This window comes from Streptomyces venezuelae (assembly GCF_008642275.1).
Lineage (GTDB): Bacteria > Actinomycetota > Actinomycetes > Streptomycetales > Streptomycetaceae > Streptomyces > Streptomyces venezuelae_E.
This window is the reverse complement of the sequence record NZ_CP029189.1, coordinates 3,289,335-3,310,470: the sequence shown is the minus strand read 5'-3', so window position 1 is coordinate 3,310,470 and position 21,136 is coordinate 3,289,335. Positions and strand designations below refer to the sequence as shown.

Sequence of the window (21,136 nt, the reverse complement as noted above, 5' to 3'; positions counted from 1 at the left end):
ACAGGAACGTGTGCGCCCGCCCGGGCCCGGAGCGGAGCGTTCAGTATCGACGGGACATCCGGTGACGTATCGCGAGTTTCCGGGTTGCGGCCGAAATCGTCCCCGCCGGTTCCGCGGGCCGCCGCGCGGCGGGACCTGCGGCCGGCGGGCGGAGCGACAACTGCCCTCTCCGTGAGGTGCGTTGGCCCGCGTGGCGGGAAGGTGCCGCCACCCGAGAACATCATGCAAGCATGCTTGATTGTTTTGATGAGTGCTGCCAGTCTTCCCCTCACGCCGAGAAGGGGAGCGCACCGTGCCCGATCCGTCCGCCGTCGACGCAGCCGTCGCCGTCTTCGCAGATCTGCGCGAGGAAGGCCGTGAACTGGACTCCCTGGTAAGAGGGTTGGCCGAACCGGACTGGGCCCGGCCCACCCCCGCACCCGGTTGGACCATCGCCCACCAGATCGCCCACCTGCACTGGACCGACCGGGCCTCCCTGCTCTCCCTCACCGACGCCACGGGTTTCGGCGTCATGGTCGAGGAGGCGCTGAAGGCCCCCGACTCCTTCGTCGACGACGGCGCGCGCGAGTACGCGGGGCTGCCGCCCGCCGAACTGCTCATCCGCTGGCGGGGGACCCGCGACACCCTCGCCCAGGCCCTTGCCACGGCCTCGCCCGACACCCGATTCCCCTGGTACGGGCCCCCGATGAAGGCCGCCTCCATGGCCAGCGCCCGCCTGATGGAGACCTGGGCCCACGGCCAGGACGTCGCCGACGCGCTCGGCGTGCGCCGCACCCCGACCGGCCGACTGCGGCACGTGGCGCGCATCGGCGTACGGGCCCGCGACTACGCCTACGCCGTACGCGGACTGCCCGCGCCCGGAGAGCAGTTCCGGGTGGAGCTGACGGCCCCCGACGGCCCACAGGTGTGGACGTACGGTCCGCAGGACGCCCCGCAGCGGATCACGGGCCCGGCGCTCGACTTCTGCCTCCTGGTCACCCAGCGGGCCCACCGCGCCGATCTCGCCCTGACCGCGACCGGCCCCGACGCGGACCAGTGGCTGGACATCGCCCAGGCGTTCGCCGGCCCGGCGGGCGCGGGCCGCGAACCGGGCGCCGGGCGGCAGCCGGAGGCCGGACAGGACCCGGCTGCCGGACCGGACCAGGGGGCCGGGCGATGAGCCGGCGGCCGCTGCGCATCGGCAACGCGTCCGGCTTCTACGGCGACCGCTTCAGCGCCCTGACCGAGATGCTCACCGGCGGCCCCCTCGACGTGCTGACCGGGGACTACCTGGCCGAGCTGACCATGCTGATCCTGGGCCGGGACCGCCTGAAGAACCCCGAGCTCGGCTACGCCAAGACCTTCCTGCGCCAGCTGGAGGAGGGCCTCGGGCTCGCGCACGAACGGGGCGTACGGATCGTCACGAACGCGGGAGGCCTGCATCCGGCCGGACTCGCCGACGCGGTACGGGCGCTGGCCGCCAAGGTGGGCGTGCCCGTCTCCGTGGCCCACGTCGAGGGCGACGACCTCACCTCGCGCGAGGAAGGCGCCCTGACGGCCAACGCCTACCTCGGCGGCGCCGGCATCACCGCCTGCCTGCGGGCCGGGGCGGACGTGGTCGTCACCGGCCGGGTCACGGACGCGGCGCTGGTCAGCGGCCCGGCCGCCTGGTGGTTCGACTGGACGCCGGAGGACCACGACCGGCTGGCGGGGGCGGTCGTCGCCGGCCACGTCCTGGAATGCGGCACCCAGGCCACCGGCGGCAACTACTCCTTCTTCACCGCCCACGACGTCCGCCGCCCCGGCTTCCCGCTCGCGGAGATCTCCGCGGACGGCTCGGCGGTCATCACCAAACACCCCGGCACCGGCGGAGCCGTCACCACCGGCACCGTCACCGCCCAGCTCCTCTACGAGACCCAGGGCGTCCGCTACCTGGGCCCGGACGTGACCGCCCGCCTGGACACCGTCCGGCTGACCGACGAGGGCACCGACCGGGTACGCGTCACGGGAGTGCGCGGCGAGGCCCCGCCGCCCTCCCTGAAGGTGGGCGTCACCCGGCTCGGCGGCTGGCGCAACGAGGTCGTCTTCGTCCTGACGGGCCTGGACGTCGAGGCCAAGGCGGACCTCGTCCGCACCCAGCTCGCCGAGGTGCTGGCGGGCGTGGCCGACACCACCTGGACCCTGGCCCGCACCGACCACGAGGACGCCGACACGCAGGAGACGGCCTCCGCCCTGCTCCGGCTGGTGGTCCGCGACCCGTCCCCGGACCGGGTCGGCCGCACCCTGACCTCGGCGGCGATCGAGCTGGCCCTCGCCAGCTACCCGGGCTTCCACGTCACCACCCCACCGGGCCCGGCCCAGCCCTACGGCGTCTTCGCCTCCACCTCCGCCCCGGCAACGGAGGTCCCCCACACCGCGGTCCTCCCGGACGGCACCCGCGTCCAGATCCCCGCCCCACCCGCCGCACATCCAGCCCCACCGGACGAGCCGACCGCACGTTCAGCCGGGCCGGACGAGCCGGCCGCACGTTCAGCCGGGTCGGCGGAGACCGCCGCATTTCCAGCCTCGCCGGCGTTTGAGGCGCGGGGGTCCGGGGGCGGAGCCCCCGAGGGGGTCGGGGGCGCAGCCCCCGCCGGGTCCGGGGCGGAGCCCCGGGAGACCGTCCGCGCCCCCCTCGGGGCGCTGGCCGGGGCCCGCAGCGGCGACAAGGGCGGCGACGCCAACGTCGGCGTCTGGGTCGCCACCGGCCCCGCCTGGGACTGGCTGCGCGACACCCTCACCGTCGACCGCTTCCGGGCCCTGCTCCCCGAGACCGCGCGCCACGCGGTGACCCGGCACGAACTGCCCAACCTCCGCGCCCTCAACTTCACCGTCACCGGCATCCTCGGCGACGGCGTCGCCTCCGGCCACCGCTTCGACCCCCAGGCCAAGGCACTCGGCGAATGGCTCCGCGCCCGCCACCTCGACATCCCCGCCGCCCTCCTCCCGGCCCCGGAGGCCACCTCATGACCCGCCTCGGCACCACCGTCGACCCGCACGCCCCCGAGCACACCCGGGCCCGTACCGCCGCGCTGGAGCGCCTCGCCGCCCTCGACGCCGAGCACGCCAAGGCCCTGCAGGGCGGCGGCGACAAGTACACGGCCCGCCACCGGGCCCGCGGCAAGCTGCTGGCGCGCGAGCGCGTCGAGCTGCTCCTGGATCCCGACACCCCGTTCCTGGAACTGTCCCCGCTCGCCGCCTGGGGCAGCGACTACCCCGTCGGCGCCTCGATGGTCACCGGCATCGGCACCGTCGAAGGCGTCGAGTGCCTGATCACCGCCAACGACCCCACCGTCCGCGGCGGCGCCTCCAACCCGTGGACCCTCAAGAAGGCCCTGCGCGCGAACGAGATCGCCCGGCAGAACCGCCTCCCCGTCATCAGCCTCGTGGAGTCCGGCGGCGCCGACCTGCCCTCCCAGAAGGAGATCTTCATCCCGGGCGGCGCGATCTTCCGCGACCTCACCCGGCTCTCCGCCGACGGCATCCCGACCGTCGCCGTCGTCTTCGGCAACTCCACCGCCGGAGGCGCCTACGTCCCCGGCATGTCCGACCACACCATCATGATCAAGGACCGTTCCAAGGTGTTCCTCGGCGGTCCGCCCCTGGTCAAGATGGCCACCGGCGAGGAGAGCGACGACGAGTCCCTCGGCGGCGCCGACATGCACGCCCGCGTCTCCGGACTCGCCGACCACTACGCCCTCGACGAGTACGACGCCATCCGCCAGGCCCGCCGCGTCGTGGCCCGTCTGAACCACCGCAAGCCCCACCAGGACCCGCCGAAGGCCGAGGAACCCCTCCACGACCCCGAGGAACTCCTCGGCATCGTCCCGCCCGACCTCAAGACCCCCTTCGATCCGCGCGAGGTCATCGCCCGGATCGTCGACGCCTCCGACTTCGACGAGTTCAAGCCCCTCTACGGCCCCAGCCTCGTCACCGGCTGGGCCACCCTGCACGGCTACCCGGTCGGCATCCTCGCCAACGCCCAGGGCGTGCTGTTCAGCGCCGAGTCACAGAAGGCCGCCCAGTTCATCCAGCTCGCCAACCAGCGAGACATCCCGCTCCTCTTCCTCCACAACACCACCGGCTACATGGTCGGCAAGGAGTACGAGCAGGGCGGCATCGTCAAACACGGCTCGATGATGATCAACGCGGTCTCCAACTCCCGCGTCCCCCACCTCTCCGTCCTCATCGGCGCGAGCTACGGCGCAGGCCACTACGGCATGTGCGGGCGCGCCTACGAGCCCCGCTTCCTCTTCGCCTGGCCCAGCGCCAAGTCCGCCGTCATGGGCCCCCAGCAGCTGGCCGGAGTGCTCTCCATCGTGTCCCGGCAGTCCGCCGCCGCCAAGGGGCTCCCGTACGACGAGGAGCAGGACGCCGGAATGCGCGCCTTCGTCGAAGCGCAGATCGAGTCCGAGTCCCTGCCGATGTTCCTGTCCGGGCGGATCTACGACGACGGAGTCATCGACCCGCGCGATACCCGTACCGTCCTCGGCCTGTGCCTGTCGGCCGTCCACAACGCCCCCGTCGAGGGCGCCCGTGGCGGCTTCGGCGTCTTCCGGATGTGAGCCCGCACATGACCCAGCAGCCCATCACCTCCCTCCTCGTCGCCAACCGCGGCGAGATCGCCGTCCGGATCTTCAGGACCGCCCGCACCCTGGGCCTGGCCACCGTCGCCGTCCACTCCGACCCCGACGCCGGCGCCCTGCACGTCCGCGTCGCCGACGCGGCCGTACGGCTGCCCGGTGCGGCCCCCGCCGACACCTACCTGCGCGGCGAGCTGATCATCAAGGCCGCCCTCGCCGCGGGCGCCGACGCCGTGCACCCCGGCTACGGCTTCCTCTCCGAGAACGCCGACTTCGCCCGCCAGGTCCTGGCCGCCGGACTGACCTGGATCGGCCCGCCCCCCGACGCCATCGAGGCCATGGCCTCCAAGACCCGTGCCAAGGAACTCGTGCGCGCCGCCGGGGTGCCCCTCCTCGACCCCGTCGACCCGGCCACCGCCACCCCCGCCGACCTGCCCCTCCTCCTCAAGGCCGCGGCCGGCGGAGGCGGCCGCGGCATGCGCGTGGTCCGCGACCTCGACCAGCTGGGGGAGGCCCTCGACGCCGCCTCGGCCGAGGCCCGCTCCGCCTTCGGCGACGGCGAGGTCTTCGCCGAGCCCTATGTGGAACGCGGCCGCCACGTCGAGGTCCAGATCCTCGCCGACACCCACGGCACCGTCTGGGCACTGGGCACCCGCGACTGCTCCCTCCAACGCCGCCACCAGAAGGTCATCGAGGAGGCCCCCGCCCCCGGCCTCCCCGAAACCCTGCGCACCACCCTCCACGAGGCCGCCGTCGCCGCCGCCCGGGCCGTCTCCTACGAGGGAGCGGGCACCGTCGAGTTCCTCGTCACCGCCGACGGACGCCCCTACTTCCTGGAGATGAACACCCGCCTCCAGGTCGAACACCCCGTCACCGAAGCCGTCTTCGGCCTCGACCTCGTCGCCCTCCAGCTGCGCGTCGCCGAGGGCGCGGCCCTGCCCCCGGCACCCCCGCAGCCCACCGGCCACGCCGTCGAAGCCCGCCTCTACGCCGAGGACCCCGCCCAGGACTGGCGCCCGCAGACCGGCACCCTGCACACCCTCGACCTCCCGGGCCACGTCCGCGTGGACACCGGGTTCACGGACGGCGACACCGTCGGCATCCACTACGACCCCATGCTCGCCAAGGTCGTCGCCCACGCCCCCACCCGCGCCGAAGCGGTCCGGGCCCTCGCCGCCGCCCTCGCCGGAGCCCGCATCCACGGGCTCACCACCAACCGCGAGCTCCTCGTACGCTCCCTGCGGCACCCGGAGTTCGCCGCCGGCCAGCTCGACACCGGCTTCTACGACCGCCACCTCGACACCCTCACCGGCGGCGCCCCCGACGCCACCCCGGCCGCCCTCGCCGCAGCCCTGGCCGAAGCGGCCCCCGGCCCGGACGCCCCGCTCGCCGCCCGCCTCGGCGGCTGGCGCAACCTCCGCTCGCAACCCCACACCCGCCGCTACCGGTCCGCCGGCACCGAGTACGAGGTCCAGTACCACCCGGTGAACCACCCCGGGATCCTGGTCCTGGCGGTCACTGCGACCCTCGTCACCCTCGAAGTCGACGGAATCCGCCGGACGTTCCACGTGAAACAGAATTCGAACGGAACCGAGATCTACGTGGACTCCGCACTCGGCGCCCACACCCTCACCCCCGTTCCCCGGTTCCCGGACCCCCAGGACCGCACCGAACCGGGCTCACTGCTCGCCCCCATGCCCGGCACCGTCGTCCGCACCGCCGAGGGCCTGGCCCCCGGCAGCCCCGTCACCGCAGGCCAGCCCCTGCTCTGGCTGGAGGCAATGAAGATGGAGCACCGCATCCTCGCTCCCGCCTCCGGCACGCTCACCGCGCTCCACGTCGCCACCGGCCAACAGGTCGAGTTCGGCACCCTGCTCGCCGTAGTCCAGGAGGAACCGCAGCCATGAGCTCCATCATCGAATCCACCGAACACAAGGCCCTGCGCACCGCCGTCACCGCCCTCGGACAGCGCTACGGCCGCGAATACCTGGCCCGCGTCGCCCGCGACGGCGGCCACCCCGACGAGCTGTGGGCCGACGCCGCGAAGCTCGGCTACCTCGGGGTCAACCTGCCCGAGGAGTACGGCGGCGGAGGCGGCGGCATCGCCGAACTCTCCATCGTGCTCGAAGAACTCGGAGCCGCGGGCTGCCCCCTCCTCATGATGGTCGTCTCACCCGCCATCTGCGGCACGGTCATCGCCCGCTTCGGCACCGACGCCCAGAAACGGGAATGGCTGCCCGGCCTCGCCGACGGCAGCCGCACCATGGCCTTCGGCATCACCGAACCCGACGCCGGATCCAACTCCCACCGGATCACCACCACCGCCCGCCGCGACGGCGACGACTGGATCCTCACCGGCCGCAAGGTCTTCATCTCCGGCGTCGACATCGCCGACGCCACCCTCATCGTCGGCCGCACCGAAGACGCTCGCACCGGCAGCCTCAAGCCCTGCCTGTTCATCGTCCCGCGCGACGCCCCCGGCTTCGGCCGCTCGGTCATCGACATGGAACTCCAGGCGGCGGAGAAGCAGTTCGAACTGACCCTGGACGAGGTCCGCCTGCCGTCCTCCGCCCTGGTCGGCGACGAGGACGCGGGCCTCCTCCAGCTCTTCGCGGGCCTCAACCCCGAACGCATCATGACCGCCGCCTTCGCCATCGGGATGGGCCGCCACGCCCTCGGCAAAGCCGTCGACTACGCGAAGACCCGCCAGGTCTGGAAGGCGCCCATCGGCGCGCACCAGGCCGTGGCCCACCCGCTCGCCCAGGCCCGCATCGAACTGGAACTGGCCCGCCTCATGACGCAGAAGGCGGCCGCCCTGTACGACGCGGGCGACGACATGGGCGCGGGCGAGGCGGCGAACATGGCCAAGTACGCCGCTGCGGAGGCCTGCGTCCGAGCGGTGGACCAGGCCGTCCACACCCTCGGCGGCAACGGCCTCACCCGCGAATACGGCCTGGCCTCCCTCATCACCGCCTCCCGCGTGGCCCGCATCGCCCCGGTCAGCCGCGAGATGATCCTGAACTTCATCTCCCACCAAACCCTGGGCCTCCCCAAGTCCTACTAACGGTGGCCCTGCCTCTGCCCTGCGGGCGGCTCGGCGGTGTGTGCCGTGTCCCGGGCTCTGCCCGGACCCGCGCCTCAATCGCCGGCGGGGCTGAACTTGTGCGGGTCGTCCCCGTCAGGGGTGGTCGCCTCAATCGCCGGCGGGGCTTGATGTGCGCGGGCTGTCCCTGCCTGGGGTGGTCGCCTCAATCGCCGGCGGGGCTTGGTGTGCGTGGGCTGTCGAAGCCCTGGTGTGGGGTGGTGACACGTAGGAGGGTCCCCGCAGGACGAGGCGCGACCACGGCCGTCTGGCCGGGACGCCCCGCGCGCGCCGAGCCGAGGAGATCCTCGTGCGGGGCACCACCCCACACCCGCCAGCCCCCGCACAGCGACAGACCCCCAATCCAGCCCCGCCGGCGTTTGAGGCGCCCACCCCGGCGGGGACCGCCCGAGCCGCACACCGCCGAGCCACCCCGCAGGGGACCGGCCCGGACCGCACACCGCCGAGCCACCCCGCAGGGGACCGGCCCGGACCGCACACCGCCGAGCCACCCCGCAGGGGGACCGGCCCGGACCGCACACCGCCGAGCACCCCGCAGGGGCCCGGCAGGGACCGCGCACCGCCGAACCAGGGGACCTCCACGTACCCTCCCGGAGGGGCCCCGTTCCCGAAGTACCCCCATCCGCACACCACTCCGGAGGAGACATGGCCCCACTCGTGCACGCCGCCCAGGCGACCGGCATCGCCACCCTCACCCTGGACTCCCCGGGCACCCGCAACGCCCTCTCCGCCGGGCTCGTCGGCGAGCTCCGGTCCGCGCTCGCCGCCACCGCCGAGGACACCGCCGTCCGCGCCGTCGTCCTCACCCACACCGGCAACACCTTCTGCGCCGGGGCCGACCTCAAGTCCCCCTGCGACCCCGCCGACTTCCTGGCCCTGCTCCGCGAGACCGCCGAGCTGCCCAAGCCCGTCGTCGCCCGGGTCACCGGCCACGTCCGGGCCGGCGGCCTCGGGCTGCTCGGCGTCTGCGACATCGCCGCCGCCGGACCGCAGTCCTCGTACGCCTTCACCGAGACCCACCTCGGCCTCGCCCCCGCCGTGATCTCCATGCCGCTGCTGCCGCGCCTCGACCCGCGCGCCGCCGCCCGCTACTTCCTCACCGCCGAAGCCTTCGACGCCGCCGAGGCCACCCGGATCGGCCTGCTCACGCTGCACGGCGAGGACGTGGACGCGGCCCTGGAGCCCGTACTCGCAGGCCTGCGCAAGGCCTCCCCGCAGGGGCTGGCCACCACCAAGGCACTGACCTCCACCGCCGTACGCGAGGCACTCACCCGCGACGGCACCCGCCTCACCGAGCTGTCCGCAGGACTCTTCGCCTCCGCCGAGGCACGCGAAGGCATCACCGCCCGCTTCGAGCGCCGGGAACCGTCATGGTCGCTGTGACCGGCCCCAAGCAGGCGCGCAGCCGCGTCACCCGCCGCCACCTCCTGGAGTCGGCCGTGTCCTGCCTCGCGGAGCACGGCTGGGCCGGCTCGACCGTCTCGGTCGTCGCCGAACGGGCCGGGGTCTCGCGCGGCGCCGCCCAGCACCACTTCCCGACCCGCGAGGACCTGTTCACCGCGGCCGTCGAGTACGTGGCCGAGGAACGCTCCACCGCCCTGCGCGACCTCTTCCACGCCGGCCCGGCCGCCCGCCCCGCCGTGGTGGAGGCCCTCGTGGACCTGTACACCGGCGCCCTCTTCCGGGCCGCCCTCCAGCTGTGGGTGGCCGCGTCCAACGAGGAGCAGCTGCGCCCCCGGGTCACCGAACTGGAGGCCCGGGTCGGCCGCGAGACCCACCGCATCGCCGTCGAGCTGCTGGGCGCCGACGAGTCGGTGCCGGGCGTACGGGAGACCGTGCAGGGCCTGCTGGACATGGCACGGGGCCTCGGCCTGGCCAACGTGCTCACCGACGACAGGGCCCGCCGGGCCCGGGTGGTGGCCCAGTGGTCCCGGATCATCGACGCGGCCCTGGGCTGAGGCGGGCGGCGGGAACGCGCAGGGCGCCGCACCCCGTCGGCAGGGGTACGGCGCCCGGCACGCGTGGCGCCAGGGCGTGTCCGCTAGGCGGTCTCGGCGATGTCCGCGTAGCCCTCGATCTCCTGCGGGTTGCGCCGCCCCGGCCCGATGTAGCGGGCCGAGGGCCGCACCAGGCGGCCCGTGCGCTTCTGCTCCAGGATGTGCGCCGACCATCCGGCGGTACGGGCGCAGCTGAACATCGACGTGAACATGTGCGCCGGAACCTCGGCGAAGTCCAGCATGATCGCGGCCCAGAACTCCACGTTCGTGGCGAGCACCCGGTCGGGGCGGCGGGCGTGCAGCTCTTCCAGCGCGGCCTTCTCCAGTGCGGCGGCCACCTCGTAGCGCGGCGCGTCGAGCTCCTTGGCCGTGCGCCGCAGCACGCGGGCGCGCGGGTCCTCGGCACGGTAGACGCGGTGCCCGAAGCCCATCAGCCGCTCGCCCTTGTCGAGGGCCTTCTTCACGTACGCCACGGCGTCGCCGGTGCGCTCGATCTCCTCGATCATGCCGAGTACGCGGGACGGCGCCCCGCCGTGCAGCGGCCCCGACATGGCGCCCACGGCGCCGGACAGGGCGGCGGCGACGTCCGCGCCGGTCGACGCGATCACCCGTGCGGTGAAGGTGGAGGCGTTCATGCCGTGCTCGGCGGCCGAGGTCCAGTACGCGTCGACGGCCTTGACGTGGCGCGGGTCCGGCTCGCCCCGCCAGCGGATCATGAACCGCTCGACGACGGACTCGGCCTTGTCGATCTCCCGCTGCGGCACCATGGGCAGGCCCTGGCCGCGGGCGGACTGGGCGACGTACGACAGTGCCATCACGGCGGCGCGCGCGAGATCGTCGCGGGCGGTCTGCACGTCGATGTCCAGCAGCGGTTTCAGACCCCACACGGGGGCGAGCATCGCGAGTGCGGACTGGACGTCGACACGGATGTCACCGGAGTGGACCGGAATGGGGAAGGGTTCGGCGGCCGGCAGGCCCGGGTTGAACGCACCGTCGACCAGCAGGCCCCAGACGTTCCCGAAGGAGACGTGGCCGACGAGGTCTTCGATGTCGACGCCCCGGTAGCGCAGCGACCCGCCTTCCTTGTCGGGTTCGGCGATCTCCGTCTCGAACGCGACGACCCCTTCGAGCCCGGGTACGAAGTCGGACATCAGGCGGCTCCTCAGATAGTGCGAACACGCGCGGCTCCCGGCGTGACTCGCGGTCCGGCGCGGTCATCCCCGTTGATGCCCGGCACGGCCGTCGGTCACCCACTCGGGGACCTTCGGACCGGCCCCAAGATTTTGGCCGCTCCACCCCGACTGCGGAAGCGTGACATACGGCACACCGTCACCGGTCCGGCTGCGGCAGGATGGCCAGCGTGACCGATCAGGACATTGACCCCGCCATGATGCGCAAGCAGTACCGCTCGGAGATCGTCGAGGAGGGGAGTCTCGCCGGGAATCCGATGGACCAGTTCGCCCTCTGGTTCCAGCAGGCCGCCGACTCGCACCTCTTCGAACCGAACGCGATGGTCGTGTCGACGGCCACCCCGGACGGACGGCCCAGTTCCCGGACGGTGCTGATGAAGCAGTTCGACGGCCGGGGCTTTGTCTTCTTCACCAACTACGGCTCCCGCAAGGGCCGTGAGCTGGAGGAGAACCCGCACGTCGCGCTGCTCTTCCCGTGGCATCCGATCGCCCGCCAGGTGATCGTCACCGGTACGGCGGCCCGTGTCGGCCGCGACGAGACGGCCGCGTACTTCCGCTCCCGCCCGCACGGCTCCCAGCTGGGCGCCTGGGCGAGCGAGCAGTCCAGCGTGATCGGCTCCCGCGCGGAGCTGGACCGGCGCTACGCCGAGCTGGAGGCCCGCTATCCGGAGGGCGAGCAGGTCCCGGTGCCGCCGGAGTGGGGCGGTCTGCGGGTGGCCCCGGAGGCGGTGGAGTTCTGGCAGGGCCACGAGAACCGCCTGCACGACCGGCTGCGCTACGTCCTGGACGGGGACGAGTGGCGCGTGGAGCGGCTCTGCCCGTAGGGCCGGAGCGGCTCCGGAGAACGCAGACGACCCGCGGGCTCGGGTTTCTCTCCTGCAGTGAGAGAAGCCGGCCGGACGTACCGGCGAGCCCGCGGGTCGGGTGACTGCTTGGGATTGGCGCCAGGCTTTCCGCCGGGCACCGCACTGGGTGCGCTACTGACGACGGGCCCTAGCCCGCAGCCACCTCACGCGTCCGGTTTCCGTACATTTCGGGAACCACCTCCCTTCTCGTGTAAGGCAGAGCCTAGGAGCGCCTCCGCCTGCGCACAAGCAATTATTTTCCAGGGGTCCGAAGCGGATCATTACTGGACAATCGCGGAAATGGGGTGTGGGCTGCGTCACGTTCCAGTTGAATGATCTGACGTGCCGCATACGCGAACACCTGCAGGGGGTCCCAGGTGACTGCTTCCGGACGGGACGAGACCGCCGGTGATCTGCTCGCAGCGCTGCTGGACGGGATGGACGCCGCCTTGTGCGCGTTCGACTCCGACGGGGTGATCACCCACTGGAACCGGGAGGCCGAGCGGATCCTGGGCTGGGCCGCCGCCGAGGCGGTGGGGCGCAAGGGGTTCGAGGGCTGGGCGGTGCGGGCCGCCGACGCGCACGACGTCCAGGACCGGCTGATGGCCGCCCAGCACGTGCCCGGCCGGCAGGTGCACGAGTTCGCGCTGCTGACCAAGGACGGCGGGCGCGTCCTCGTGCGGACCCAGTCCGCCGGGGTGCCCGGCGCGGACGGGAAACCCGCCGGGGTCTACTGCGCCTTCAGCGAGGTGCACGCCCAGATCGACCTGGAACGGTCCATCGCGCTGAGCGAGGCCCTGATGGAGGACGCCTCGTGGGGCGTGGTCCTGGTCGACGTCGACCTGCGGCCCGCCGTGGTCAACGCGCATGCCGCAGAGGCCTTCGGGACCGGCCGCGCGGCGCTGCTCGGGCGGCCCCTGGGGGAGCTGCTGGCCCAGGGCGTGGAGGAGTTGGAGGGCGCGCTCCAGCACGTGCTGGCCGAGGGGGCGCCGCCCGCGCCGGTGGAGATGTGGGTGTCGGTGCGTACGCCCGAGGGGGTGCGGCGCAGGTGCTGGCGGTGCGGGTTCCTGCGGCTGGCCTCGCCGCTCGCGGAGGAGCCCGTACCGCTGGGCGTCGGCTGGCTGTTCCAGGACGTCACCGAGGCGCGTCAGGAGCAGCTGGACACGGCGCAGCTGCGGTTCCGCTCGCACCAGCTCCACCGGGCGGGGCGGGCCGCCGCCGAGTGCGAGGACCCGGCGGAGGCGGCCGCCGTACGTCTGGACTTCGCGCTCGCGGGCTTCGCCGAGCACGCGCTGCTGGACGTGCTGGACCCCACGGCCGACCCCGAGCGGCGCAGGCTCGTACGGTCGGCGGCGTCGCCGCCGGTGCTGCCGGGCCCCGGGGCGATCCCCGTCCGGTACGCGGCCGGGCACCCGGCGCTGCAGGCCCTGGACCGGGTCGGGTCGGTGCGTACGAGCGCCCCGGGCGGGGAGGCGGACGCGCAGTGGGCGCGGGCCCGCCAGTGGCCCGAGGGTGCCGCGCACGTGCTGTGCACGGTGCTGCGGAGCAGGGGGCGGACCCTGGGGGCGCTGACGTTCGTGCGCGGGCCTTCGCGGGTGGCCTTCGAGCGGGTGGACGCGGCGTACGCGGAGGAGGTCGCGGCCCGGGTGGCGGCCGACCTGGACCTGGCGGCGGGTCCGGCCGGCCCGGGCGGGGGCTGACCGGCGGTACGCGTTCCGGCGGGGGCATCCCGGGAGCCCGGGGGCGCCGCGGGGCCGTCCGCGCCCGCCGGTGCGGTCCGCCCGCCGCCTTCCGGGCTCAGTGGCGGAAGAAGATCCGGTCGCCGTACTCCTGCATCACGCGGCCGTTCCACTCGTGGCCGCCGTCGACGTTGCCCGAGCGCAGCAGCGGGGGCTCCACCCCGCGGGCGGCGAGCTCGCCGGCCGCCGCCGCCATGACCGCCTGCATGATCGCGCTGGTGACGACGGTGGAGGCGGGGGCGAAGGGTGCGTCGATGCCGTCGATGCTCAGTTCGGCGTCGCCGACCGCGATCTTGCTGTCGAGGACGACGTCGCAGTGGTCCTTGAGGAAGGTGCCGGAGACGTGCCGTGACTTGGTTCCGGTCGCGTAGGCCACCGAGGTCACACCGATGACCTTGAGGCCGATGGCGCGGGCGTTCATCGCCATCTCGACGGGCAGGGCGTTGCGCCCGGAGAGGGAGATGATCACGAGGACGTCGCCGTCGGAGGCGGGGCTGCTGTCGAGGACGGCGCCGGCGAGGCCGTCGACCCGTTCCAGGGCGCTGCCCAGGGTCGCGGGCATGACGTCGATGCCGGCGGTGCCGGGGACGGCGAGGAAGTTCATCAGGGCCAGGCCGCCGGCCCGGTAGACGACGTCCTGGGCGGGCAGCGAGGAGTGCCCGGCGCCGAAGGCGAAGAGGCGGTTGCCGGCGGCGACCGCGTCGGCGACGAGGGAGCCGGCCTCGGCGATGTGCGGGGCCTCCTCGTCCCGCACCCGCTCCAGCAGACCGATGGCGGCATCGAAGAACTGCCCGGCCAGCTTGCTCTCGCTCATACGCCGATGGCCCTTCCAGGGTGGGGGAGCGTCCGTGTCCGCCGCTCACCGTGCGGTCTGGACCAAGGGCCTGTCAATACGAACGTCAATCCCGGGCCGAAAGCCGTGGTCGTGTGCCCCCGGACGGCCCCGGAAGCCACCGGACGATCTTGCCGGTGGATGTCAGGGGGATGTCCGGGAGCGGTATTGGCCCTCGGCACGGGACGGTTGTCGGCCCGATGCGTAAGAATTGGGGACAGGGCCAGCGCACGCTATCCGAGGGGCACGAATGTCCGGACTGATCGATACCACGGAGATGTATCTCCGCACCATCCTCGAACTGGAAGAGGAAGGCGTGGTCCCCATGCGCGCCCGCATCGCCGAACGGCTCGACCAGAGCGGTCCGACGGTGAGCCAGACAGTGGCGCGCATGGAGCGGGACGGCCTGGTGTCCGTCGCCAGCGACCGGCACCTGGAGCTGACGGAAGAGGGGCGCCGACTGGCCACGCGGGTCATGCGCAAGCACCGGCTCGCGGAGTGTCTGCTCGTCGACGTCATCGGGCTGGAGTGGGAGCAGGTGCACGCGGAGGCCTGCCGGTGGGAGCACGTGATGAGCGAGGCGGTGGAGCGGCGAGTGCTGGAGCTGCTGCGCCACCCGACGGAGTCGCCGTACGGGAACCCGATCCCCGGGCTGGAGGAGCTGGGTGAGAAGGCCGAGGCGGACCCGTTCCTCGAGGACGGCATGGTCAGTCTGTCCGAGCTCGACCCGGGCTCCGAGGGCAAGACCGTGGTCGTCCGCCGGATCGGTGAGCCGATCCAGACGGACGCCCAGCTGATGTACACGCTGCGGCGGGCGGGCGTGCAGCCGGGCTCGGTGGTGAGCGTGACCGAGTCCCCGGGGGGTGTGCTGGTCGGCAGTGGCGGTGAGGCCGCCGAGCTGGACGTGGAGGTCGCCTCGCACGTGTTCGTCGCGAAGCGCTGATCTCCGCGGTGCGCCGGCGTTCGTTCGCAGTGGCGTTCGCGTCGGCGCGGATGTGCGCACATGCGCGCGGACGCGTCCGGTGGACCGGTCCGTACGAGCCGTGACCCAGGGGGCCGATCCCACGGGTCGTGAGCCCGTGTGGACGACCAGCCCTTGGTGTGGGCGGTCCCGGCGCCTTTCGGCGCCGGGACCGGTCCTCCCCTTGTGACCTGGAGCCCCGAGCTCTCAAGGTCGTCCCCTCGGACCGTCTTCCCCGAGCGGCCCGCCTCCCTGTTGAAAGGATCTCCATCGGCAGCGGCGGCCAATCCTTGAGCAAGGTCACTCGAAAGAGCGGTGTTGTCGGCGAGAAACCCGTTTTCGAATGCGGGTTCGATAGTCTGGCGGGGAGCGAAGGGGGTGCATCTGCGGTGGTACAGCGCGTCGATGTGACAGGGGCCGAAGGTGTCCGCCTTGCCGCCTGGGAGTTCCGCGAAGCGGAGGCAGAGCCCGACACCCGCCCCGGAGTGCTGTTACTGCACGGCCTGATGGGCCGCGCCCTCCACTGGGCGGGCACCGCCCGCTGGCTCCGCGAGCGCCGCCGCGTCGTGGCCCTGGACCAGCGCGGACACGGCCAGAGCGCCCGGCCGCCCGCCGACCCCGACGGCACCCCGGCCTCCCTGGGCCGCGAGGCCTTCGTGGCCGACGCCGAAGCGGCCGTCGTCCAGCTCGGCCTCGCCCCCGTGACGCTGATCGGCCACTCCATGGGCGCCCTCACCGCCTGGCAGCTCGCGGCCCGCCGCCCGGACCTGGTCGAGGCCGTGGTCATCTGCGACATGCGCGCCTCCGCCCTGGGCGCCGCCTCCCAGCAGGAATGGGAGGAGTGGTTCCACCACTGGCCCCTGCCCTTCCCCACCCAGGACGCGGCCCGCCGCTGGTTCGGCGAGGACGACCCCCGGGTGGAGCGCCCCGACCCCGGCCGCGGTGCCTTCTTCGCCGAGGTCATGCACGAGGCCTCCGACGGCTGGCGCCCGGTCTTCTCCCGCCGCCAGATGCTGACGGCGCGCGAGACCTGGGTCCACGACGCCCACTGGGAGGAGCTCGCGCAGGTCCGCTGCCCGACCCTGGTGGTCCGCGGCCTCGACGGCGAACTGGGCCGGGCCGAGGCCCAGGAAATGGTCCGCGTCCTCCCGGCCGGCCAGTACGCGGAAATCCCCGACGCGGGCCACTACCTCCACTACGACCAGCCGACGGCCTGGCGCGAGGTCCTGGAGCCCTTCCTCGACGGCATCAAGGCCAGCGCCCCCTGACCACCCGGCGGACCGGCCCGTGGCCCCGACCGGGCCCGGGTGCCGGGGAGCGTGTCAGCGGTCTGTCAGCGGGCTGTTCGGGGGCTGTCAGGGGGCGGCTCGATGGTGACGGTGTCGCCAGGCAAGCACCGAGAAACGAGGTACCCCGATGGACGCCGTCGCCGCCCTGCAGCTCCTGATCGCCGTCGCGTTCCTGAGCATCCCCGTCGTCCGCAGCCGCTACGGCGCCCGCGCCCAGGCCTCCGTCGAGGCGGAGTTGGGACGGCAGGGGGTGCGCAGCACCGTCATGGCCGAGAACGGCATGCGGCTCGACGCCGGCGGGCACGAGACCTGGGCCCCCGTCGGGATCGCCGCGGCGCTGGTGCTGCCCGCCCTGCTCTCGATCGCCGGGAGCTCGTGGAGCGGGACGGTGTCCTGGGTCGTCCAGCCGCTCGTCATCCTCGTGAACTGCGTGATCCTCTACTCGAACCTGACCGCCGTGCCGTCCGTGACCGCCGCCTTCGCCAGGTCCGGCGACGCCGAACTGCAGCGCATCGACGTCAGGTCCATGCTCGCTGCCGCAGAGAAGGGCTTCCCCCGCTGGGTCATGCCCTACCTCCAGAACCTGCGGCACGTCGTCGTCTTCGCGGGCTCCATCTCCGTCCTCGCCGTCCTTGCCGCAGGCTGACCCGGCGCGAGCGCCCTCAGCCCGCTGCCCGGCCCGCGGAGGCCGGGCAGACTAGTCGGCGCCCGGGAGCCAGCCGCGCTGGACCGCCCGTACGCCGAACTCGAAGCGGCTGCGGGCATTCAGGCGTTCCATCAGATCGGTGGCCAGCCGGCGCGCGGTGCGGGGGGAGACGGCCAAGCGCTTGGCGATGGCCTCGTCGGTCATGCCCTGCGCGAGGAGCCGGATGACGGTGTTCTCCTGGGCGCTGAGGCCGCCCTCGTCCCGAGAGGTCTCCGCGGTGCTCAGCGGGCGGGCGGCGGTCCACACGGTTTCGAAGAGTGCGCACAGTGCGGTCAGGGTGCCCTGCCCGGTCAGGACCACCGCGCCGGCCGCGCTGTCGTCGCTGCTGACCGGGATGACGGCCGTCGACCGGTCGAAGATCATCAGTCGGGTGGGCAGCTCCGGCGCGGTCCGCACCTCGCCGCCGAGTTCGCCGAGCCAGGCCGCGTAGGCCACGGTGGTCTGGCTGTTGCGCACGCTGTTCAGGAAGAGGGAGCGCATCCGTACCCCGCGGCCCAGCAGGGCGAGGTCGTTGGGCTTGGAGGCTTCCAGGCTCTCGGGGCGGTGGCCGCCACCGGGTGCGAAGGTCATCAGCTCGGTGCGGACGTCACGGGCCAGCGACGCGATCCGGTCCCGGATCGCGTCGAGGCCCAGCAGCTGATCCACGCCGGGGCTGGAGGCGCTGGGGGTCAGGTCGGCGAACTCGGCGATGAGCTGGGTGGCGGCGGCGCGAGAGGCCTCGATGCGCAGCTGCTGGGCGGCGAGTTCGGCCTGCTGGCGGGCCATGAGGACTTCCATGCCGACCTCGGGCGAGACCGCGTGCAGCCGGCCCTCGCGTTCGTAGGACGGCCGGACCAGAGCGAGTTCGCTGAGTATTTCCAGGCTGTGCCTGATGTCCGCCTCGGGCACGCCGAGGCGCTTGGCAAGGCCGCTCACGCCCTCCTGCGGGTACGCGAGCATGGCGCGGTAAACAGCCTCTGCTGTGGCATCGAGGCCGAGAGTGGCGAGCACAGCGGTTCCCCCCGTGTGAGCCCTTATCGATCAAGGTAACCGAATGGTTGCACGTGGCGACGGGTGCGACCAGCTCGTGGACGCTTCCGGCCACGGACCGAACCGTCCAGCTTGGTGTGCTTTGTTCACGCTCGCCCGCTCGGAAGAGTTGAGCACATGTATCTCATCCACACCGCGCTCCGGGCGCCTTCGGCCGATGACCGGCTCCCCTCGCACATCGCCGAGCTCGTCCGGGCTCTGGTGCACCCCGACAGCCCCGTGGAGCACGTCTTCGCGCACCTGCGGGCCGAGCCCGACCCGGTGCTCGGGGTCTACCTGCTCGCCGGGAGCCTGGGCGAGGCGGAGCGGCGTACGGAGGCCCTCTGCCGACGCGCCCTCGACGTGCTGCCGGCGCTGCGCGGCTGGACGGCCACGCGCGCTCGCGCCCCTCTGGTCGCTCCGTACTACGAGCGTCTCCTGACGGCCGCTTCCGGACTCGATGGACGGAATCGTCCAGGACCGATTCCGTCCAGCCGGATGCCCTTCCACCCGCGCTGAGCTGCGGCGAAGCTAGTGATTGCCAGCAGGGAACAGCACAAGGACCCGGCAGGCGAAACCGGAGAAGACGTCACCGCGGGACGTGGATCCGGAAGGTCACCGCTTCACTCCAGCCATCGCAAAGGATCACTGCCATGCTTCGCACCCGCCTCACCCGGGCCGCCGCGGTCAGCACCCTCGCCCTCGCCGCCTTCACCGCGGTCCTGGCCGGCCACACCGGCGCCGACCAGTACACCCGCACCACCGCCACCACCGCGTGGGAGACCGCCCCGGCGGGGAAGTTCACCACCGTCTGGGAGACCGCCCCGGCGGGGAAGCTCACCACCGTCTGGGAGTAGCCGGGCCGCCCGCCTCGCCGGCCGCCGGTCCCCCTGTGACCGCCGTGCCCGCTGAGAGCCGGCCCTGACCGCGCATCCCACTGCATCCCACTGCATCACACCGCATCACACCGCGTCGCAGCGCGCGCCCCGCGCCTCCGTGTGCCCCGCGCCCCCGTGTGCCCCGTCCGACAGCTGCTCCTGCAGGGCAGCCGTCCGCGTCCCACGACATGCGCCCACAGTCTTCCGGCCTCGATCAGGCCAGTCTGCGGCCCGCCGCAGCACTCACCCGAACCTCTTTCACACTCCCGGAGCCTTGTCATGTCCAAGTCCATCAAGACCACCGCGATCCGCCTCGTCTCCGCCTCCACCCTCGCGGTCTCCGTACTCGCCACGGCCTCCGTCACCCCGGCCAGCGCCTCGCCGCTCACCGACGGCATAGCGGCCACGGCCCGCGCCGAGAACGGCAACTCCTACTGCGCTCACGGCGGTTACGTCGGCGGTCCCAACCAGTCCAGCAGCTGCACCGGCGGCACCACCCGCACCCACGCCTGGTGCGCCGACTTCGCCGGCTGGGTCTGGGCCCGCAACGGGGTCACGGGCCTGGGCACCCTGGACGACAGAGCGGCCAGCTTCATCGACTACGGCAAGAAGTACGGCACGCTGTCGAACACCCCGCACGTCGGCGATGCCGTCGTCTACAACTACAACGGCGGCAGCTACGCCGACCACGTTGCCGTGGTCACCGGAGTCTCCGGCGACACGGTCACCATCACCGGCGGCAACCAGGGCGGTTACCCGGGCCACGTCTCCACCAACTCCACCACCAAGTGGCGCGTGGGCCAGTCCCCCTGGGGCCAGTCGATCAGTGGCTACATCTCCCCGGCCGGCAGCAACACCCCCTCGTACCCCAACCCGGCCTCGCTGCCCGCCGGGACGCTCGTGAAGTCGCCGAACGGCGCGGACGTGAAGGTGATGATCGCCGGATCCGGCGTTCCGGTGGCTGCCTCCGACGTCACCCCGGACAAGTACGACCTCAGCAAGATCGTGCTGATCGACGACACCGCCTTCCGGTCCCTGCCGAGCGCGCCTCCGGCCGGCACGGTGGTCCACGACCAGGCGGGCGGTGCCAAGCGCTACGTGGTCATCGACAACGCGGCGCTGCTGATCGGCGGCGAGGACTGGGTCGCGGCGGGCTACAACACCCGCGCCGACATGGGTGTTCCGACCGCCTGGCTGCAGGCCGCCTCCCAGCGCACCGTGCCCACCGGCACGGTCGTGATGGACCAGACGGGTACGGACCCCGGCCGCTACGTGATGGTGGACGGTGCGGCGCTGCACATCTCGGGCTCCGAGTGGACCGCCGACGACTACAACACCCAGATGCTCATGGGCGTCCCGGGCCAGTGGCTCAAGGCCGCCGTCGCCAAGACCCCGCCGACCGGCACCGTCCTCATGGACCAGTCGGGCACCGACATCAACCGCTACGTGATGCTGGGCGGCGCGGCCGTGCACATCTCCGGCGCGGAGTGGACCGCGAACGGCTACAACCTCCGCTCCCTGATGGGCGCACCGGGTGAGTGGCTGGGCTCCACGGTCGCCAAGCAGGTGGCGAACGGCACCGTCGTCAAGGACGCCTCGGGCGCCGACGCCACCGTGTACGTCATGGCCGGCGGCGTCGCCGTCCCGCTGACCTACGCCGACTTCACGGGCCTCGGCCACGACAAGCGTCCGCTGGAGGGCGCCCCGGGCGAGTGGCTGAAGACGGCCGCGGCGAAGGCCACCCCGGCCGACGGCACCATGCTCCTGTCGCCCGACAGCAACACCGTCTGGCAGGTCACCGGGGGCAAGAAGAAGGCCCTGACCGCCGACGCCTTCGGCCCCGGCAAGCTGAGCTTCGACGACGTGGTCAGCGTCCCGACCGCCTTCACCGCGAAGCTCCCGACCATCACCGGTTGAGCAACTCCCGGCTGATCGCAGCCTGATCGCCGCCTGAGCACACCCCACCGCCCGGTCCCCACCGGCCGGG

18 protein-coding genes are annotated in these 21,136 nt (G+C 73.0%); 15 read left to right on the top strand and 3 right to left on the bottom strand.

Annotation, left to right across the window (positions count from 1 at the left end; all coding sequences use genetic code 11):
• Positions 1-292 precede the first annotated feature (292 nt).
• The 7 genes from DEJ51_RS14335 (at position 293) to DEJ51_RS14305 (ending at position 9,662) form a co-directional block, all read left to right on the top strand.
• Positions 293-1,159: a TIGR03084 family metal-binding protein gene (locus tag DEJ51_RS14335; RefSeq protein WP_150257942.1), complete on the top strand. Its 867-nt coding sequence runs from the start codon at positions 293-295 to the stop codon at positions 1,157-1,159.
• Positions 1,156-2,988, top strand: coding sequence for an acyclic terpene utilization AtuA family protein (locus DEJ51_RS14330; RefSeq protein ID WP_150257941.1), 1,833 nt, complete (start codon positions 1,156-1,158; stop codon positions 2,986-2,988). Before DEJ51_RS14335 ends, DEJ51_RS14330 begins: the two co-directional genes overlap by 4 nt.
• Positions 2,985-4,583: an acyl-CoA carboxylase subunit beta gene (locus DEJ51_RS14325; protein ID WP_150257940.1), complete on the top strand. Its 1,599-nt coding sequence runs from the start codon at positions 2,985-2,987 to the stop codon at positions 4,581-4,583. Before DEJ51_RS14330 ends, DEJ51_RS14325 begins: the two co-directional genes overlap by 4 nt.
• A gap of 8 nt (positions 4,584-4,591) precedes the next feature.
• A complete protein-coding gene (locus DEJ51_RS14320) occupies positions 4,592-6,508 on the top strand; it encodes a biotin carboxylase N-terminal domain-containing protein (RefSeq protein WP_150257939.1) in 1,917 nt (638 codons plus the stop codon).
• Positions 6,505-7,665, top strand: coding sequence for an acyl-CoA dehydrogenase family protein (locus DEJ51_RS14315; RefSeq protein ID WP_150257938.1), 1,161 nt, complete (start codon positions 6,505-6,507; stop codon positions 7,663-7,665). The genes DEJ51_RS14320 and DEJ51_RS14315 overlap by 4 nt, the downstream gene beginning before the upstream one ends.
• A gap of 684 nt (positions 7,666-8,349) precedes the next feature.
• Complete coding sequence (locus DEJ51_RS14310) at positions 8,350-9,087, top strand: enoyl-CoA hydratase family protein (RefSeq protein ID WP_150257937.1); 738 nt, start codon at positions 8,350-8,352, stop codon at positions 9,085-9,087.
• Positions 9,075-9,662: a TetR/AcrR family transcriptional regulator gene (locus DEJ51_RS14305; protein ID WP_150257936.1), complete on the top strand. Its 588-nt coding sequence runs from the start codon at positions 9,075-9,077 to the stop codon at positions 9,660-9,662. Before DEJ51_RS14310 ends, DEJ51_RS14305 begins: the two co-directional genes overlap by 13 nt.
• 83 nt (positions 9,663-9,745) lie before the next feature.
• Here DEJ51_RS14305 and DEJ51_RS14300 read toward each other — a convergent pair whose 3' ends face one another.
• Positions 9,746-10,852 (bottom strand): citrate synthase 2, encoded by a 1,107-nt coding sequence (locus DEJ51_RS14300; protein WP_030009579.1) that lies wholly within the window; start codon positions 10,850-10,852, stop codon positions 9,746-9,748.
• 200 nt (positions 10,853-11,052) lie between these two features.
• On the opposite strand from DEJ51_RS14300, the gene pdxH reads away from it, so the two are divergent.
• Together pdxH and DEJ51_RS14290 are read left to right on the top strand one after the other, a co-directional pair.
• On the top strand, positions 11,053-11,715 hold the full coding sequence (gene pdxH, locus DEJ51_RS14295) for a pyridoxamine 5'-phosphate oxidase (protein ID WP_190620384.1): 663 nt from the start codon (positions 11,053-11,055) through the stop codon (positions 11,713-11,715).
• 398 nt (positions 11,716-12,113) lie between these two features.
• Positions 12,114-13,436 (top strand): PAS domain-containing protein, encoded by a 1,323-nt coding sequence (locus DEJ51_RS14290; RefSeq protein ID WP_150257934.1) that lies wholly within the window; start codon positions 12,114-12,116, stop codon positions 13,434-13,436.
• 97 nt (positions 13,437-13,533) lie between these two features.
• Here the strand turns inward: DEJ51_RS14290 and DEJ51_RS14285 are convergent, their stop codons facing one another.
• Entirely contained in the window at positions 13,534-14,289 is a 756-nt protein-coding gene (locus tag DEJ51_RS14285; protein ID WP_150257933.1) for an SIS domain-containing protein, read from the bottom strand.
• 268 nt (positions 14,290-14,557) lie between these two features.
• On the opposite strand from DEJ51_RS14285, the gene DEJ51_RS14280 reads away from it, so the two are divergent.
• The 3 genes from DEJ51_RS14280 to DEJ51_RS14270 all read left to right on the top strand — a co-directional run bounded on the left by DEJ51_RS14280 (position 14,558) and on the right by DEJ51_RS14270 (position 17,203).
• Positions 14,558-15,250 carry a metal-dependent transcriptional regulator gene (locus DEJ51_RS14280; RefSeq protein ID WP_150257932.1) on the top strand — a complete coding sequence of 231 codons (693 nt, stop codon included), beginning with the start codon at positions 14,558-14,560 and terminating at the stop codon, positions 15,248-15,250.
• 407 nt (positions 15,251-15,657) lie between these two features.
• The gene (locus tag DEJ51_RS14275; protein ID WP_150257931.1) at positions 15,658-16,536 is read left to right on the top strand and encodes an alpha/beta fold hydrolase; all 879 of its coding nucleotides are present in this window, start codon (positions 15,658-15,660) and stop codon (positions 16,534-16,536) included.
• Between the two features lie 148 nt (positions 16,537-16,684).
• A complete protein-coding gene (locus tag DEJ51_RS14270) occupies positions 16,685-17,203 on the top strand; it encodes a hypothetical protein (protein ID WP_150257930.1) in 519 nt (172 codons plus the stop codon).
• 51 nt (positions 17,204-17,254) lie between these two features.
• Here DEJ51_RS14270 and DEJ51_RS14265 read toward each other — a convergent pair whose 3' ends face one another.
• Positions 17,255-18,253: a helix-turn-helix transcriptional regulator gene (locus tag DEJ51_RS14265; RefSeq protein WP_150257929.1), complete on the bottom strand. Its 999-nt coding sequence runs from the start codon at positions 18,251-18,253 to the stop codon at positions 17,255-17,257.
• A gap of 156 nt (positions 18,254-18,409) precedes the next feature.
• Here DEJ51_RS14265 and DEJ51_RS14260 point away from each other — a divergent pair, with 156 nt between their 5' ends.
• From DEJ51_RS14260 to DEJ51_RS14250, 3 genes are all read left to right on the top strand, one after another.
• Positions 18,410-18,790 carry a hypothetical protein gene (locus DEJ51_RS14260; RefSeq protein WP_190620382.1) on the top strand — a complete coding sequence of 127 codons (381 nt, stop codon included), beginning with the start codon at positions 18,410-18,412 and terminating at the stop codon, positions 18,788-18,790.
• Between the two features lie 134 nt (positions 18,791-18,924).
• The gene (locus tag DEJ51_RS14255; RefSeq protein ID WP_150257928.1) at positions 18,925-19,128 is read left to right on the top strand and encodes a hypothetical protein; all 204 of its coding nucleotides are present in this window, start codon (positions 18,925-18,927) and stop codon (positions 19,126-19,128) included.
• 300 nt (positions 19,129-19,428) lie between these two features.
• The gene (locus DEJ51_RS14250) at positions 19,429-21,066 is read left to right on the top strand and encodes a CHAP domain-containing protein (RefSeq protein ID WP_150257927.1); all 1,638 of its coding nucleotides are present in this window, start codon (positions 19,429-19,431) and stop codon (positions 21,064-21,066) included.
• The last annotated feature ends 70 nt before the right edge of the window (positions 21,067-21,136 follow it).

Coding starts and splice junctions, on each gene's coding strand:
- DEJ51_RS14330 (WP_150257941.1), top strand. CDS start 1,156: ATGAGCCGGCGGCCGCTGCGCATCGGCAACGCGTCCGGCTTCTACGGC.
- DEJ51_RS14325 (WP_150257940.1), top strand. CDS start 2,985: ATGACCCGCCTCGGCACCACCGTCGACCCGCACGCCCCCGAGCACACC.
- DEJ51_RS14320 (WP_150257939.1), top strand. CDS start 4,592: ATGACCCAGCAGCCCATCACCTCCCTCCTCGTCGCCAACCGCGGCGAG.
- DEJ51_RS14315 (WP_150257938.1), top strand. CDS start 6,505: ATGAGCTCCATCATCGAATCCACCGAACACAAGGCCCTGCGCACCGCC.
- DEJ51_RS14310 (WP_150257937.1), top strand. CDS start 8,350: ATGGCCCCACTCGTGCACGCCGCCCAGGCGACCGGCATCGCCACCCTC.
- DEJ51_RS14305 (WP_150257936.1), top strand. CDS start 9,075: ATGGTCGCTGTGACCGGCCCCAAGCAGGCGCGCAGCCGCGTCACCCGC.
- DEJ51_RS14300 (WP_030009579.1), bottom strand. CDS start 10,852: ATGTCCGACTTCGTACCCGGGCTCGAAGGGGTCGTCGCGTTCGAGACG.
- pdxH (WP_190620384.1), top strand. CDS start 11,053: ATGGCCAGCGTGACCGATCAGGACATTGACCCCGCCATGATGCGCAAG.
- DEJ51_RS14285 (WP_150257933.1), bottom strand. CDS start 14,289: ATGAGCGAGAGCAAGCTGGCCGGGCAGTTCTTCGATGCCGCCATCGGT.
- DEJ51_RS14280 (WP_150257932.1), top strand. CDS start 14,558: ATGTCCGGACTGATCGATACCACGGAGATGTATCTCCGCACCATCCTC.
- DEJ51_RS14270 (WP_150257930.1), top strand. CDS start 16,685: ATGGACGCCGTCGCCGCCCTGCAGCTCCTGATCGCCGTCGCGTTCCTG.
- DEJ51_RS14260 (WP_190620382.1), top strand. CDS start 18,410: ATGTATCTCATCCACACCGCGCTCCGGGCGCCTTCGGCCGATGACCGG.
- DEJ51_RS14255 (WP_150257928.1), top strand. CDS start 18,925: ATGCTTCGCACCCGCCTCACCCGGGCCGCCGCGGTCAGCACCCTCGCC.
- DEJ51_RS14250 (WP_150257927.1), top strand. CDS start 19,429: ATGTCCAAGTCCATCAAGACCACCGCGATCCGCCTCGTCTCCGCCTCC.